Origin of the sequence: Acidimangrovimonas sediminis (assembly GCF_002871005.1) — a bacterium.
Lineage (GTDB): Bacteria > Pseudomonadota > Alphaproteobacteria > Rhodobacterales > Rhodobacteraceae > Acidimangrovimonas > Acidimangrovimonas sediminis.
Map to the genome: position 1 here is coordinate 23,835 of NZ_PHSN01000013.1, position 14,236 is coordinate 38,070.

At 69.3% G+C, this 14,236-nt stretch carries 13 protein-coding genes; 10 read left to right on the forward strand and 3 right to left on the reverse strand.

The genetic code is table 11. The features are described from left to right. Positions 1–110 precede the first annotated feature (110 nt). Positions 111–1,031 carry a DMT family transporter gene (locus tag CVV76_RS12560; protein ID WP_233192845.1) on the forward strand — a complete coding sequence of 307 codons (921 nt, stop codon included), beginning with the start codon at positions 111–113 and terminating at the stop codon, positions 1,029–1,031. On the opposite strand, the gene CVV76_RS12565 is transcribed toward CVV76_RS12560, so the two are convergent. Then, complete coding sequence (locus CVV76_RS12565; protein WP_102225009.1) at positions 970–1,662, reverse strand: thiamine diphosphokinase; 693 nt, start codon at positions 1,660–1,662, stop codon at positions 970–972. The genes CVV76_RS12560 and CVV76_RS12565 overlap by 62 nt on opposite strands. Positions 1,663–1,804: 142 nt before the next feature. Between CVV76_RS12565 and CVV76_RS12570 the strand changes: the two genes are divergently transcribed. Continuing rightward, positions 1,805–4,432, forward strand: coding sequence for a hypothetical protein (locus tag CVV76_RS12570; protein WP_102225010.1), 2,628 nt, complete (start codon positions 1,805–1,807; stop codon positions 4,430–4,432). Between the two features lie 152 nt (positions 4,433–4,584). Here CVV76_RS12570 and CVV76_RS12575 read toward each other — a convergent pair whose 3' ends face one another. Together CVV76_RS12575 and CVV76_RS12580 are read right to left on the reverse strand one after the other, a co-directional pair. Further along, positions 4,585–4,863 (reverse strand): DUF2842 domain-containing protein, encoded by a 279-nt coding sequence (locus CVV76_RS12575; protein ID WP_102225011.1) that lies wholly within the window; start codon positions 4,861–4,863, stop codon positions 4,585–4,587. A gap of 5 nt (positions 4,864–4,868) precedes the next feature. Then, positions 4,869–6,161, reverse strand: coding sequence for an adenylosuccinate synthase (locus tag CVV76_RS12580; protein ID WP_102225012.1), 1,293 nt, complete (start codon positions 6,159–6,161; stop codon positions 4,869–4,871). A gap of 380 nt (positions 6,162–6,541) precedes the next feature. Between CVV76_RS12580 and secG the strand changes: the two genes are divergently transcribed. The 8 genes from secG (at position 6,542) to CVV76_RS12620 (ending at position 14,227) form a co-directional block, all read left to right on the forward strand. Then, positions 6,542–6,961 (forward strand): preprotein translocase subunit SecG, encoded by a 420-nt coding sequence (secG, locus tag CVV76_RS12585; RefSeq protein ID WP_102225013.1) that lies wholly within the window; start codon positions 6,542–6,544, stop codon positions 6,959–6,961. 212 nt (positions 6,962–7,173) lie between these two features. After that, positions 7,174–8,817, forward strand: a complete 1,644-nt coding sequence (locus tag CVV76_RS12590; RefSeq protein ID WP_102225014.1) for a CTP synthase — start codon at positions 7,174–7,176, stop codon at positions 8,815–8,817. A 331-nt stretch (positions 8,818–9,148) separates the two neighbouring features. Then, positions 9,149–10,168 carry an LLM class flavin-dependent oxidoreductase gene (locus CVV76_RS12595; RefSeq protein ID WP_102225015.1) on the forward strand — a complete coding sequence of 340 codons (1,020 nt, stop codon included), beginning with the start codon at positions 9,149–9,151 and terminating at the stop codon, positions 10,166–10,168. Between the two features lie 133 nt (positions 10,169–10,301). Continuing rightward, on the forward strand, positions 10,302–10,775 hold the full coding sequence (locus tag CVV76_RS12600; protein WP_102225016.1) for a lytic transglycosylase domain-containing protein: 474 nt from the start codon (positions 10,302–10,304) through the stop codon (positions 10,773–10,775). Between the two features lie 89 nt (positions 10,776–10,864). Further along, positions 10,865–12,277: a methyl-accepting chemotaxis protein gene (locus CVV76_RS12605; protein ID WP_102225017.1), complete on the forward strand. Its 1,413-nt coding sequence runs from the start codon at positions 10,865–10,867 to the stop codon at positions 12,275–12,277. 133 nt (positions 12,278–12,410) lie between these two features. Then, entirely contained in the window at positions 12,411–12,704 is a 294-nt protein-coding gene (locus tag CVV76_RS12610; RefSeq protein WP_102225018.1) for a DUF1330 domain-containing protein, read from the forward strand. A gap of 336 nt (positions 12,705–13,040) precedes the next feature. Beyond that, positions 13,041–13,484, forward strand: a complete 444-nt coding sequence (locus tag CVV76_RS12615) for a tellurite resistance TerB family protein (RefSeq protein ID WP_102225193.1) — start codon at positions 13,041–13,043, stop codon at positions 13,482–13,484. Further along, positions 13,481–14,227 (forward strand): phosphate/phosphite/phosphonate ABC transporter substrate-binding protein, encoded by a 747-nt coding sequence (locus tag CVV76_RS12620; protein WP_102225019.1) that lies wholly within the window; start codon positions 13,481–13,483, stop codon positions 14,225–14,227. Before CVV76_RS12615 ends, CVV76_RS12620 begins: the two co-directional genes overlap by 4 nt. Positions 14,228–14,236 lie beyond the last annotated feature (9 nt).

The window sequence follows — 14,236 nt, forward strand, 5'->3', positions numbered from 1 at the left end:
GCAGAAAAGGCTGGCGCGCAAGCGCTCCTATGACCTGGCAGTCGCGGAAACCGACCCGGGCGGTCGCAAACGGACAGGCGGCGCCTCCTCCATGGGCATAGGCGGGGGGAATGCACCAGGACCGTATCCCCCTTGGCACCGCATTCATGCTGGGCTTTTGCATGACCGCGCCGTTGATCGACGTGGCCTCGAAGCTTGCCGCCGCGACGATCCCGGTGGGCGAAATCACCTTCGCCCGCTTCTTTGTGCAGGCCTGCCTGATGATTCCGGTGATGATCGCGGCGCGGGGCAGCTTTCGCCTGCGCGGCCGGGCGCTGAGGCTGACGCTGCTGCGCGCGGGCGTGTCGATTCTGGCCACCTATTCCTTCGTTGCGGCGGTACGCGAAATGCCGATCGCCGATGCGCTGGCGATCGCCTTCGTCGAGCCGTTCATCATCCTGCTTCTCGGCTGGGCGCTTTACGGCGAACAGGTCGGCCCCCGCCGGATCACCGCCTCGGCGGTCGGCTTCGCCGGCGCGCTCCTGGTCATCCAGCCCAGCTTTGCCGCCTTCGGTGCAGTCGCGCTGTTCCCGCTGGGAACGGCCTTCGGCTTTGCCTTCTACATCCTGATCACGCGCCAGCTGAGCCCGTTGCAGACCCCGGTCGAGATGCAGTTCCATACCGCCCTCGTCGCGGTGGCCCTATGGGTGCCGTTCCTCGCCGGAGGCAGTGCGCTCGGCCTCGCCGACCTTACCGCCGTGCTGCCGCAGGGCGATGCCTGGTTCTGGCTTGTGGGCGTCGGCGCGGCCGCCACCGCATCGCATCTTCTGATGAGCTTCGGGCTGCGGCTTGCTCCCGCCGCCACGCTGGCGCCGCTGCATTACCTGGAAATGGTCAGCGCCGCGACCTTCGGCTACCTCGTCTTCGGCAATTTCCCTGACGCGCTGACCTGGCTGGGCATCGGGATCATTGTCGCTTCGGGCCTCTACCTCATTCACCGCGAGCGGCAGCTGGCGCGGCGTCCGGCGCCAGTGCCCGCACCGCTTCCCTGAGCGCTCCCGACGGCAGCAGCACCAGCATCCGCGGCGCCGACATCCTGAGGCGCACGCGAGGCGCCGAGACCCGGTTCGACGTGCCCACCCGCCCGTCTGGCGCGAAGTCGAGCCCGTCGATCGGCCATTCCAGCCCCTCGCTCTCGCCCGTGACCGGCCCGAGCGGGAACAGCGAGAACCGGCTGCCGGGCCGAAGATGCAGCTCCAGCTCGGGCGGGCAGAGGAAACAGACCTCGCGCCCGCCGAGCAGCAGGCAGCGCCGGTCGGGGTGGCGCGCCAGCGCATTGATCGCGGCCAGCCCGTGATCCATCCGCGCGCCCCAGAATCCCACACCGATGCAGAAAGGGGCGGAAACGTGGCGCAACGCCTTGTCGAAATCGGTGCTGTCCTGTTCGGCCACGTGGTGGATCCGCTCCGGCGGCAGCGCGGCCCGGGTGCGGGCGTCGAGACTGTCTAGATCGCCGATCACCGCCTCCGGTTCCGCCCCCAGCGCGAGCGCCCGGCGCGCCCCGCCATCCGCCGCGACGACCCGCGGGGCAAGGGAAAGCGCCTCTTTCAGGGCAGGACGGCCGACAGGGCCGCCGCCGATCAGGGTCAGGCCGCTCTTTGATTGGACAATCGCTCGCATCATGGGTTTATTGGTTCCGAATTAAGGCAGCGGACAGGGTTGGCGGCCATAATCAATCCCTGAAAACACCCCGATCTGTCCATGGAATTGAACATCGCGTTGATATTCTGATGCGCAATTGGAAACGACGAAAGCGAGTGTCCAGATGGTCGGTGCCAGCAAGATCCTTACGGTCTCCTACGGAACCTTCTCCTGCACGCTGGAGGGATTCGACGACCCGTTCTCGACGATGAAGGCCATCGCCGAGTACTTTCGCGACCTCGCGGCAGATGACAGGTATTTCGGCGCCGAGCCGCCGACCCCCGATGCGCAGATGCTGCACCAGATCGCAGAGCGCGAGATCCACCGCCGGGTCGAGGCGAAGATTCAGGAAAACGGCGTCGTGCTGAAGGCCGGCGAAACGGTCGCGGCCGCCGCGTCGGTTGACGAAGCCCCCGCGCCCGAGGTGCCGGCGCCCCCCGCCCTCGCCGTGCCCGAGGCGAAGGCGCCCGACGCCGTGCCCGATGCCACACCCGCACCGGCTGGTGCCTCTGTGGAGCCTCCCGAGGCGGAGGAGGAGGAGAAAGCGCCCGCAGCCGCGGCCAGCCCCGTGGCCGCCACCGTGCCGGCCCCCACGCAGGCCGAAGCCGCGCCGGAGCCCGACAGCGTTGCCGCCAAGCTTCTCAGGATCCGCGCCGCCGTCGCTCAGGCCCGCGAAGGCGCGGCCCGGCCCGCGGCCGCAGCCGCCGCGACCTCGGCCCTCGCCGAGACCGGCCTGCAGCAACCGGCCGCCGCGCCGACCGCCGCGCCGACCGCCGTGCCGGCGTTCGACGATGCCGACGACCTGCCCGAGGACAGCGACTATACCGACGACGCCCCCGCGGTGGAAATCTCGCCCGCGCTGTTCGAGGCGGCGCCCGAACCGGCCGTTGAGGACATCCCTGCGGCCGATGTCGCGGCCAGCGCCGAAGAGGCACCCGTCGCCGCGAGCGAAACCACAGAAGCCCCTGCTGAGATGGAGATCCCGGCGGAAGCTGCCACCGACGAGGGCGCCCCTGCCGAAGCCGCCGCCGCCACCTTCGCCGCGACCGAGGCCGAAGCGCCGGCCGCCCACGAGGCGGAAGACCTGGCCGAAGAGCCGGTGACCGAATCACCTGACGCCGCCCTTCCCGAGGTCGTGGCCGAAGCGGCGCCTGAACCCGAAGCGCCGGCGGAAGAAACGATGGCCGAGGCCGCGCCGGTTCAAACGACTGGATCGCTCGAAGACACCGTGAGCAGCTTCCTTGGCGGTCTAGATGCCGGCGAAGCGCCGGAAATGGCACCTGCGGCCGAAGCGGAGACCGAAGACAAAGCAGACAACGACGTCGCCGCGGAAGATGCGGCAGCCGAAGCCGAGGCGCTTGCCGGCGCCGGCATGATGGCCGAGCCCCTGGCCCGCGCCCGTGCCCGCGTCATCAAGGTGCGCCGGATCGATCCCGCCGCCGCGACCGAGGGCATGGCGGAGGACGAGGACGACGCGCCGGATCAGGCCGCGATGCCCAACGACGAGCATGCAGGCGCCGACGACACGATCGAAGAACCCGCGGCCGCGGAAACGGACGAGGATACGGCAGAGGCTCTGCCGTCCATTGCCACCCGGGAAGATGCCCCTGTGGATGCCCCCGTGCAGGACGTCGCCGCCGAGACGACGGACCGCGCCGAATCGGAAGCCGAAGACGCGGGTGCCCTTTCCAAGATCGCGGCCCTGCAGGCCGAGGTCGCCCCGGAGGCCGACAAGGAAGAACATCTCGCCGAGCCCGAGGCCGAGGCGCAGGACAGCTCTGCCGAGATCCGCGCCGAGGGCCTGGGCCACGCGATGTACGACGACATCGACAGTGTCGAGGATGAGATCGAGGACGAAGGCGACGACGCCTCCTCGCTCTCGCCCGAGGACGAGGCCGAACTGCAGGCCGAACTTGCCGCCGTGGAGCGCGAGGTCGAGGCGCATCGCCGCGTCGACCGTCCTGACCGCGGCGGGCGCCTGATCCTCGAGGCAGACACCCACGCGACCGACGATGCCATGGGCCGCCTGATGCGCCGGACCGAGGACCAGCTGGAAGGCGCCGAAAGCCGCCGCCGCCTTGCCACCATCGCCCATCTCAAGGCTGCCGTCGCCGCCAAGGAGGCAGATCGCGAGCTGGGCTCCGACGGCGACGCGAACCACGACGACGCGCTGCGGTCCTACCGCGACGACCTGGCCCGCGTGGTCCGCCCGCGCCGCCCGGTTTCGGACGGCGCGGTGGCCGAGCGGACCGCGCGCCCCGCGGACCGGCCCGCGCCGCTGGTCCTGGTGTCCGCGCAGCGCATCGACCGCCCGGCCGAGACCGCGCCGGCGGCCCCCGCGATCCGGCCGCGCCGGGTGACCGCCGGGTCGAACCTGGCGATCGACGACCGGCACGACGAGGACGAGGACGAATTCGACGACGCCGACGTGCTGGCCTCGTCGAACTCTTTCACAGAGTTCGCCGAGCGGATCGGCGCCACCGACCTGCCCGATCTCCTCGAGGCCGCCGCGGCCTACACCAACTGTGTCGAGGGGCGCGAGCACTTCACCCGGCCGCAGATCATGCGTTTCGCGGCCATCGCAGGCCGCACCGTCGGCGCGGAAGAAGGCGATTCGTTCAGCCGCGAGGCGGGGCTGCGCAGTTTCGGGATGCTGCTGCGCGAGGGCAAGATCAAGAAGATCAAGCGGGGCCAGTTCGCAATTTCTCAATCTTCCCGGTTTATTCCCGAGGCGCGAAAGATCGCACGGTGACCGGACCGGCGCAGATGGCTGAGTAACGAGTAACGGTCTGTGTAGTCAGTGTGGGCGGGGGTGCGTGGCATCCCCGCCTTTCGGTTTTTGGCGCATGTGAACAGCGTGCGCCCCACCCGACGGGGCCGCGTCTCTGGTGCGGGATCGTGGTTTTAACGGGGATCGCGGCGGTCGCGATCCGTGGCGGACTTGGTCGCGGACCTGATGGCGGGCCCGGCCTCGGGGTCCGGCTGCGCCACCCCGAGAAATAGGAAGCGCAGCGGCACGGCCCAGATCACCCCGAGCACGACATAGACCGCGAATTCGATCCAGGCGGGCATCTCGGCAGGCAGGAGCGAGGTGATCCACCACGCCAGCGCGATCCAGGCAGGAAGGCCCACGACCAGCACCAGAAGCGCCAGCCGCTTGCGCGCCCTGTAGCCGAGCGCCAACGCCGTCAATCCGCGAAGGGGTCGGTGACCAGGATCGTGTCGTCGCGTTCCGGGCTGGTGGACAGAAGCGCCACCGGGCACTGGATCAGCTCTTCGATCCGGCGGACGTACTTCACCGCGGCACCCGGCAGGTCGGCCCAGCTGCGCGCGCCCGCGGTGCTTTCGGACCAGCCTTCCATCGTCTCGTAGACCGGAGTCACCCGGCCCTGCAGATCGGCCGCCGTGGGCAGGTAGTCGTAGACTTCGCCGTCAAGCTCGTAGCCCGTGCAGATCTTCAGCTCCTCGAAGCCGTCGAGCACGTCGAGCTTGGTCAGCGCGATGCCTGACACGCCCGAGGTGGCGCAGGTCTGGCGCACGAGAACCGCGTCGAACCAGCCGCAGCGGCGCTTGCGGCCCGTCACTGTGCCGAATTCATGCCCGCGCTCGCCCAGCCGCTGGCCATCGGCGTCGTTCAGCTCGGTTGGGAACGGGCCTTCGCCCACACGGGTGGTGTAAGCCTTGACGATACCGAGAACAAAGTCGATCGCGGTGGGGCCCAGGCCAGTGCCCGAGGCCGCCATCCCGGCGGTGGTGTTCGACGAGGTGACATAGGGGTAGGTGCCGAAATCGACGTCGAGCAGGCTGCCCTGCGCACCCTCGAACAGGATCCGCTTGCCGGCGCGGCGCGCCTCGGTCAGCACCTTCCAGACCGGCGCCGCGAAGGGCAGGATCTTCGGCGCGATCTCCAGCAGTTGGGCCTTGAGCGCCTCGGCGTCGATCGGTTCCAGCCCCAGGCCCGCGCGCAGCGCGTTGTGGTGGGTCAGCAGGCGGCCGATGCGCAGATCAAGCGTGGCCTCGTCGCCCAGGTCCGCCACACGGATCACCCGGCGGCCGACCTTGTCCTCGTAGGCCGGGCCGATACCGCGGCCTGTAGTGCCGATCTTGGCGACCGAGTTCTGGCCCTCGCGCGCGCGGTCAAGCTCGCCATGGACGGGCAGGATCAGCGGCGTGTTCTCGGCGATCATCAGGGTCTCGGGCGTGATGCGCACGCCCTGCCCCGCCAGCTTGTCGATCTCGGCCAGCAGCGCCCAGGGGTCCATGACGACGCCGTTGCCGATGACCGAGAGCTTGCCCTGGCGCACGATGCCCGAGGGCAGGAGCGAGAGCTTGTAGACCACCCCGTCGATGACCAGAGTGTGGCCCGCGTTGTGACCGCCCTGGAACCGGGCGATCACGTCGGCGCGGCTCGACAGCCAGTCGACGATCTTGCCCTTGCCCTCATCGCCCCACTGGGCCCCCACGACGACAACGTTGGCCATGCTTTCCTCGCAGCTTTCCGGATTGATGCCAGGGGGCGGTATAGCGGGGCGGCGGCGGACAAGAAACCGGAAATTCGCGCATCCGCCCGGCGGTGCTCCCGGTGATGGCGGGATTTGCGTATTTGGAGAACAATGAAAGGCACGGGGTTGCGGCGGGTGCGGGCCTCGGCGGGGGTGGCGACGGGGAGAGCCGCGGGGAGGGCCTTCGCGGGGGGAAGCGACCGGCGAGGTGACTGGCGGGCGACTGGCGGAGCGCGGCCCCGCGCAGAACGGCCCTGCAAGCCCCAGCGGGCCATACGGGGGGAGCGGCACGGGGGGTTGCGGCACGGGGCCGTTCAGCCTAAATAGCCGCGTCACCCAAGAAGCGGATCATCGCCCACATGGAAAACGTCGTCCTCATCATTCACCTGATCCTGGCGGTCTGCCTGATCGGTGTCGTGCTGCTGCAACGCTCCGAGGGCGGCGGGCTCGGCATGGGCGGCGGCGGCGGTGACGGCGTGATGAGCGGGCGGCAAGCCGCGACCGCGCTGGCCAAGGTGACCTGGGGCCTCGCCGCGGCGTTCCTGATCACCTCGATGACGCTGACGATCCTGGCGGCGCGCAACGCGTCCGAATCGTCGGTGGTCGACCAGATCGGCGGGTCGTCCTCGTCCAGCCAGCCGGCGCAATCGCCTGCGACCGTGCCGACCAAGTCGCTGCCCTCGGCCAACGACCTGCTGCCGCCGGGCGCGAGCGACAGCGGAAGCTCGGGCACCCAGTCCACGCCCGATACGCCGGCGGTTCCGAAAAGCGCCGACTGATCCGCGCGCGACCTGCTTCACGCCCCCGCTTTGCCGGGGGTTGCGACCTTCTCACCACAATCTCTGGGTTTTCACCCGGTATCGTCAACATCATCTTGCGGTCCCATTGCGGCGACCCCGGGAATCGGCTATAGCTTGACTCCCGTGGTGCTGCGATTCATTCGGGCCGGACCGCACCTAGCAACGAACGCAATCACGGGGGATTTCACCGCATGGCACGCTATGTCTTCATCACCGGCGGGGTGGTGTCGAGCCTTGGCAAGGGGCTGGCTTCGGCGGCGCTCGGGGCGCTCCTGCAGGCGCGCGGCTTCTCGGTGCGGTTGAGAAAGCTCGACCCCTACCTCAACGTCGACCCGGGCACGATGTCGCCCTTCGAACACGGCGAGGTCTTTGTCACCGACGACGGCGCCGAGACCGACCTCGACCTCGGTCACTACGAACGCTTCACCGGGGTCGCGGCGCGCAAGACGGATTCGGTCAGCTCCGGCCGGATCTATTCCAACGTGCTGGAGAAGGAGCGCCGCGGCGACTACCTCGGCAAGACGATCCAAGTGATCCCGCACGTCACCAACGAGATCAAGGATTTCATCGACATCGGAGACGACGAGGTCGATTTCATGCTGTGCGAGATCGGCGGCACGGTGGGCGACATCGAGGGCCTGCCGTTCTTCGAGGCGATCCGCCAGTTTGCCCAGGACAAGCCGCGCGGCCAGTGCATCTTCATGCACCTGACGCTTTTGCCCTACGTCACCGCCTCGGGCGAGCTGAAGACCAAGCCGACCCAGCACTCGGTAAAGGAGCTGCGCTCCATCGGGATCGCGCCGGACGTGCTGGTGTGTCGGTCCGAACATCCGATCCCCGAGAAGGAACGCGAGAAGATCGCGCTCTTCTGCAACGTGCGGAAGGAGGCGGTGATCGCCGCGCCGGATCTCTCGACCATCTACGAGGCGCCGCTGGCCTATCACCGCGAGGGGCTGGACCAGGCGGTTCTGGATGCGTTCGGGATCTCCCCCGCGCCGCGCCCGAACCTGGCGCGCTGGGACGACGTGATGGACCGGCTGACCCATGCCGAGGGCGAGGTGCGCGTGGCCATCGTCGGCAAGTACACCCAGCTGGAAGACGCCTACAAATCCATCGCCGAGGCGCTGACCCATGGCGGCATGGCGAACCGCACCCGGGTGAAGGCCGAGTGGATCGACGCCGAGATCTTCGAGCGCGAGGATCCGGGGCCTTACCTCTCGGGCTATCACGCAATCCTCGTGCCCGGCGGGTTCGGCGAGCGCGGAACCGAGGGCAAGATCAAGGCCGCCCAGTTCGCGCGCGAACGCAAGATCCCCTATCTCGGGATCTGCCTCGGCATGCAGATGGCGGTGATCGAGGCGGCCCGCGACCTCGCCGGGCTCAAGGATGCCGGGTCGGAGGAATTCGACCACGAGGCGGGCAAGAAGCGGTTCACGCCGGTGGTCTACCACCTCAAGGAATGGGTGCAGGGCAATTACAAGGTCCAGCGCAAGGTGGGTGACGACAAGGGCGGCACGATGCGGCTGGGCGCCTATACGGCGCAGCTGACGCCGGGATCGAAGGTGGCCGAGGTCTACGGCACCACGACGATCGAGGAACGCCACCGCCACCGTTACGAGGTCGACATCAAGTACCGCGAGAAGCTGGAGGCCTGCGGCCTGGTGTTCTCGGGCATGAGCCCCGACGGGCGCCTGCCGGAGATCGTCGAGGTGAAGGACCATCCGTGGTTCATCGGCGTGCAGTTCCATCCGGAGCTGAAGTCGAAACCCTTCGCGCCGCATCCGCTGTTCGCCGATTTCATCCGCGCGGCGAAGGAGGTCGAGCGGCTGGTCTGACCGGCCGTTCCACCGGGCGTTCCCCTGGGCGTTCCCCTGGGCGTTCCCCTGGGCGTTCCCCTGGGCGTTCCCCTGGGGCCGCGCCTCGCGGGCCTGACGGCCGCTCGTCGTGGCCCCGAGGCGAAGCGGAGCGCACGACGAGGGCGCGGGAGAGAGACACGGAAAGAGGCCGGATACCGGAGCACGCGCCCAATGACTGTGCCCCCGCCTGCGCCCTGACGCACCGATCCCGTGCCCCAGCCAACAGGCCCGCGCCTTGTGGCCGCTCCCCTCCCCTGCCACATGAAAGGCGACCCCCAAGCGGGGAAGATCCTTCTGGAGGACCTCAGACATGAAGAAGCTCGGCTTTCTTTCCTTCGGCCACTGGTCCGACGAGCGCGGCAGCCTGGTGCGCTCAGCAGCCGACGTGCTGACCCAGTCGATCGAGCTTGCCGAAGCCGCCGAGGACCTGGGCCTCGACGGCGCCTATTACCGCGTCCACCACTACGCACGGCAGCTCGCCTCGCCCTTCCCGCTGCTTGCCGCGGTTGGTGCGCGCACCAAGACGATCGAGATCGGCACCGGCGTCATCGACATGCGCTACGAGAACCCGCTCTACATGGTCGAGGACGCGGGGTCGGCCGACCTGATCTCGGGCGGGCGTCTGCAACTGGGTATCAGCCGCGGCAGCCCCGAGCAGGTGATCGACGGCTGGAAGCATTTCGGCTACGCCCCCGCCGAGGGCGAGGATGCCTCGGACATGGCCCGCCGCCACGCAGAGATCTTCCTTACCCAGCTCGAGGGCAAGGGCTTCGCCCAGCCCAACCCCCGGCCGATGTTCCCCAACCCGCCGGGCCTGCTGCGGCTGGAGCCACATAGCGCGGGCCTGCGCGACCGGATCTGGTGGGGTGCGGGATCGAACGCCACCGCTGAATGGGCGGCGAAGATGGGGATGAACCTGCAAAGCTCCACCCTCAAGGACGACGAGACGGGCGAGGCTTTCCACATCCAGCAGGCCAAGCAGATCCGCGCCTACCGCGAGGCGTGGAAGGCGGCCGGGCACAAGCGCGAGCCCCGCGTCTCGGTCAGCCGCTCGATCTTTGCGCTGATGAACGACACCGACCGGATGTATTTCGGCCGCGGCAAGGAAAGCGATCAGATCGGCATGCTCGACGCCAAGACCCGGGCGATCTTCGGCCGCGGCTATGCCGCCGAGCCCGACCAGCTGATCGAGGAACTGAAGAAGGACGAGGCGATCGCCGAATCCGACACCCTGCTGCTGACCGTGCCGAACATGCTGGGCGTAGAGTACAACGCCCACGTGATCGAAAGCATCCTGACTCACGTGGCACCGGCCCTCGGCTGGCGCTGAGCGGTCCGGAACGCGGGACCGGCGCGCGCCGGGGCTGCACCGCGGCCCCGGCGCGTTCCCGCGCATTCCGGCCGAAGCGGCTTTCAAGGGCGGCGCGTCACGGCTATCACCGGGGCGTGTTCCCGGAGGCCAGATGCCCGTCCGCCGCCTGTTGATCGTTCTGTTCCTCGGCCTTGCCGCCATCGGCCTTGCCGCCTGCGGCGCGCCTGAGCCCCGCGGCTATGCGCGCGACGTCTCTGGCCTGCACCCGAACGAGACGCCGGTGCTGCGCCGCAAGATCAACCACTACGCCCGGGTCTACGACGTTCCCCCCAGCCTGATCCACAAGGTGATCTGGCGCGAGAGCCGCTACGACCCGAACGCGCGCAACGGCCAGTACTGGGGCCTGATGCAGATCAGCGCGCGCACCGCCCGCGGCATGGGGTATCGCGGCCCCGACCGCGGCCTTCTCGATCCCGACACCAACCTGCGCTACGCCGTGAAATACCTGCGCGGCGCCTGGGTCGTGTCGCGCGGAAACGAGGACCGCGCGGTGATCTGGTACGCCCGCGGCTATTACTACGCGGCCAAGCGCCGGGGGCTGCTGCGCGAAGCGGGGCTGCGCTAGGACACCGGGCCCGGCCCATTCGAACGGGCTTAACGGCTTGGTAAGGGCCGCCGGGCACTCTGCCGCGCAACTGCGCAACGGAGAGTGCCATGCAAATCGAAGACAAGATCCGCCCGTGGAGCGCGGCGGAAAAGGCGGTCGGGCAAAGGGTCCACCGGGCCGTTGCGCCTGCACTCCGGCAGGTTCTGACCAAGGCCTACAAGGTGGTCGACAGCGCGCTCACCGATATCCCCGATGAGTTGATGCAGACCGAAAGCCGCAAGTTCGAACATATCGCGACCGGGGATTTCTCTGCCGATTACTTCGCGTTGCAGATGGGCCTTGCGCGCGACATCGCGGCGAAGATCGACTTTGCCAGCTATCTTGAGGGCTACGGTTATTACGCCAGTGAGCTGATGGTCGCCCTGAGCGAGGCCGAGGGCGGCGGTGCCCTCCCGCCCGAGATGATCCGCCAACTGACCCTTGCGATCTTTGCCGACGTGGCGGTGGCGATGTCGCATTTCTTCATTGCCGAGGCCGAGGAGGACGGGCGTGCGATGGAGGTGCTGGGCACCGCGATGCGCGCCTTGGCGGGGGGCGATCTGACCCACCGCATCGGCGCGGATGCGCCCGCCAAGATCGCCCGCGCCCGGGCCGATTTCAACCAGGCGACCGAGGCGTTGCGCACGGTGATGGCGCAGATCTCCACCGCATCGGCCGATGTCGGCATGGCGGTGCGGCAGATTTCGGGCCAGGTCGACAGCCTGTCGCAGCGGACGGAGCAGCAGGCCGGCACGCTGAACCAGTCCTCGGACGCCCTGGCCCGGATCAGCGAGAATGTCGACCAGACCCGGGAAAGCGGCGGCACCGCGGCGGCGGCGGCGCGCGACGCCCGCGAGATGGTCACCGAATCGGCCGCCAGAATGGGTGACACGCGCGACGCGATGGCCGGGATCGCGCAATCCAGCCGCGAGACGCGCAAGATCGTCGCCACCATCGACTCGATCGCCATGCAGACCAACCTTCTTGCGCTGAACGCGGGGGTCGAGGCGGCGCGCGCCGGCGCCGCGGGGCGCGGCTTCGCCGTCGTCGCGACCGAGGTGCGCAGCCTCGCCCAACGCGCCGGAGAGGCCGCCAACTCGATCCGCACGTTGATGGACGAAAGCGCGCGCCAGGTCGACCGGGGCGAAAAGCTGGTGGCCGAGACTGGTACGACGCTGGCCGCCTCGCAGGAGAAGGTGCTGGAGATCGACCGGCTTCTGGAGGAGATCGCGGGCATGACGACGGCCCAGGCCGAAAGCGTCCGCGCGGTCAACAAGGCGGTCGGGGACAGCAGTTCCCTGACCCAGCAGAACGCTGCCATGGCCGAGGAGACGGCGGCCGAGACGACGATCCTGCGCGACAACATCGGGCGCCTGAACGCGCTGATCGACCAGTTCCAGCTCGACACTCCGGCAAGCGGCAGCGGCGCCCGCGATCCGGCGGCATGGCAGATGCCGCCCCGGATGGCCCGCACGGGGTAAGGCCCGGCAACGGGATCGGGATCGGCCCTCCGTGCCCCCGGTCGCGCACACCGCTTGCATCCTCGGCCGCCCCCGGGCCACTCTGCCCTGAAGGCGCGCCATACTCGGCGCAGCGGGGCAAAGGAGGAATGCCATGCCAAAGGGATACTGGGTCGCACATGTCGACGTCGACGACCCCGAGGTCTACGCGCTTTACCGCGACGCGAACGCCGCACCCTTTGCCGAATACGGCGCACGTTTCCTCGTGCGCGGCCCGGCGCAGGAACAGAGGGAGGGGCATTGCCGCGCACGCACCGTGGTGATCGAATTCCCCTCGATCGAGGCCGCCCGCGCCTGTTACGAGAGCGCGGGCTATCAGGCTGCCAAAGCGATCCGCGACCCGGTTTCCACGGGGGATCTGGTGATCCTTGAGGGCTACGGCGACTGATCCGCAACAAAACACCGTGATCCGACGCCCGTTGCCTTCCCTCGGGCAAGGCGGCGACCCGGGGTTCTGCGGCGACGGACGGGCCCGCGCCATCCACCGCCCTCACCGCCCCCTCGACGGGCGCCGGAACCGGCGGAAATTCCGCCGCACCACCCGCAGGCGGGCACTCCCGGTACGCACCCTCGCCTGCGGCAGACCGCACCCGCCCGCCCCGCCGCGCGGCACCGAAAACCGGGCCCCACCGACGGCGCCGCGCCGTGGCTTTGTCACAGTGGCGCGCGCAGCGCCGCGCTGGCCCCTCTTCCACGACCCTTCCGGGCGGTCTATATGTCGGAAATGTTCAACGATCTGCTCCGTGGCCTCCTCGCGCCCCAGCCCGCACGACTGCCTGAACCCGATGCCCGCCTCGCCCTTGCGGCGCTCCTGGTGCGGGTCGCCCGTTCGGACGGCGACTACGCCGAGACCGAAATCGCCCGGATCGACCGAGTCCTTGCCACCCGCCACGGCATGACCGCCTTCGAAGCCGCCGCCTTGCGCCGCGACGCGGAGGAGTTCGAGAAGCAGGCGCCCGACACCGTCCGCTTCACCCGCGCGCTGAAGGATGCGGTGCCCTACGAGCATCGCGTCGAGGTGCTCGAGGCGCTGTGGTCCGTCGTCCTGGCCGATGGCGTGCGCGACGAGGAGGAAGACAGCCTGCTGCGACTGGTCGCCAACCTCCTGGGCGTCAACGATGTCGACAGCAACATGGCCCGCAAGCGCGTCGAAGAGGGCAAGGCATGATCGCGGCCCTGCCGATGTACGACCGCCCCGAGAATGCCGCCTCCCACGATGCGCTATGGGCCGCGACGCGCGATGCGCTGCGCGCGGCCGGGGTCGGGGCGCCCGAGACGCTCGACCGCGACATCGGGCTGATGGAGGGCTGGACCCACCCCGACCTCGTGCTGGGCCAGACCTGCGGCCTGCCGTTCCGCACCCGCCTGCACGATCGGGTGACCCTGGTGGCGACGCTGGATTACGCCCTGCCGGACACCCCGCCGGGATACTACCGCAGCCTTTTCGTGACCCGCGCGGATGACCCGGGCGAGATCGCCGATTTCGCCGCCCGCCGCTTTGCCTACAACCAGCCCGACAGCCATTCCGGCTGGGCCGCGCCGCAGATCGCGGCCGCCGCGCTTGGGTTCCGCTTTCAGCCCACGCTGGAGACCGGCAGCCACCGCGCCTCGGCCCGCGCGGTGGCCGAGGGCCGCGCCGACATCGCCGCGATCGACTGGATCACCTGGCGCGGCATCGAGAGGTGGGAGCCCGAGATCGCCCGCGCCCTGCGCATCCTCGGGGCTACCCCCGCGGCCCCCGGCCAGGCGCTGATCGCCAGCCCGGGCGCCGATGCCCCGGCCACCTTCGCGGCGTTGACCGCGGCGATGGCCGCCCTCTCGCCCGGCGATCGCGAAACGCTGGGGATCGCGGGCATCACCCGCATCCCCGTCGCCGACTATCTCGCGCAACCCACCCCTCCCGGACCCTGAGAAGAGACC

Coding starts and splice junctions, on each gene's coding strand:
- CVV76_RS12560 (WP_233192845.1), top strand. CDS start 111: ATGCACCAGGACCGTATCCCCCTTGGCACCGCATTCATGCTGGGCTTT.
- CVV76_RS12565 (WP_102225009.1), bottom strand. CDS start 1,662: ATGATGCGAGCGATTGTCCAATCAAAGAGCGGCCTGACCCTGATCGGC.
- CVV76_RS12570 (WP_102225010.1), top strand. CDS start 1,805: ATGGTCGGTGCCAGCAAGATCCTTACGGTCTCCTACGGAACCTTCTCC.
- CVV76_RS12580 (WP_102225012.1), bottom strand. CDS start 6,161: ATGGCCAACGTTGTCGTCGTGGGGGCCCAGTGGGGCGATGAGGGCAAG.
- secG (WP_102225013.1), top strand. CDS start 6,542: ATGGAAAACGTCGTCCTCATCATTCACCTGATCCTGGCGGTCTGCCTG.
- CVV76_RS12590 (WP_102225014.1), top strand. CDS start 7,174: ATGGCACGCTATGTCTTCATCACCGGCGGGGTGGTGTCGAGCCTTGGC.
- CVV76_RS12595 (WP_102225015.1), top strand. CDS start 9,149: ATGAAGAAGCTCGGCTTTCTTTCCTTCGGCCACTGGTCCGACGAGCGC.
- CVV76_RS12600 (WP_102225016.1), top strand. CDS start 10,302: ATGCCCGTCCGCCGCCTGTTGATCGTTCTGTTCCTCGGCCTTGCCGCC.
- CVV76_RS12605 (WP_102225017.1), top strand. CDS start 10,865: ATGCAAATCGAAGACAAGATCCGCCCGTGGAGCGCGGCGGAAAAGGCG.
- CVV76_RS12610 (WP_102225018.1), top strand. CDS start 12,411: ATGCCAAAGGGATACTGGGTCGCACATGTCGACGTCGACGACCCCGAG.
- CVV76_RS12615 (WP_102225193.1), top strand. CDS start 13,041: ATGTTCAACGATCTGCTCCGTGGCCTCCTCGCGCCCCAGCCCGCACGA.
- CVV76_RS12620 (WP_102225019.1), top strand. CDS start 13,481: ATGATCGCGGCCCTGCCGATGTACGACCGCCCCGAGAATGCCGCCTCC.